Raw genomic sequence first — 457 nt, 5'->3', positions numbered from 1 at the left:
ACTTGCACTCTTGAGCAGATGCTAAAACGGCCTCGACAATGTGCTCGCCTTCTGTCACGTGAGCTCTTGCCATGAGGTAAGCATTTGGGGTAATGGTTTTAAAACCTTTTTGTAGATAATCTGGTCTCAGTGCTGCATCAACCAAACGATCTTCGACCTGAACAGGTACATCATTTTCATAATGCACAATAATCGAATGAAATAATCTTTGCCCTTCACGAGTCTGCATTAACACGCTTTGCTCTGCATTTGCATAAATTTGTTCTAAGACTAAAACTTCAGCGTGGTGCTTATGGTTTCGTGCAATAATCTCATCGGCAATATTATTAATTTGAAAAAGTGCAGTTCGGACTTGCACCTCAGCAACGAATGAGCCAACGCCCTGAATACGAACGAGTAGACCCTCAGTCGTTAATTCACGAAGCGCGTGGTTTACAGTCATACGGTTACAGCCGAG

1 protein-coding gene is annotated in these 457 nt (G+C 43.1%); it reads right to left on the bottom strand.

Features of this window, described 5'->3' with window-relative positions; translation table 11 throughout:
- Positions 1–457, bottom strand: a 457-nt coding sequence (locus GBI66_RS19235; protein ID WP_151717189.1) for a UTRA domain-containing protein, incomplete at both ends; no start/stop codon positions are given.

Source organism: Acinetobacter sp. TUM15071 (assembly GCF_008980925.1).
GTDB classification, from domain to species: domain Bacteria; phylum Pseudomonadota; class Gammaproteobacteria; order Pseudomonadales; family Moraxellaceae; genus Acinetobacter; species Acinetobacter dispersus.
This window is presented reverse-complemented; position numbering and strand designations above follow the sequence as displayed.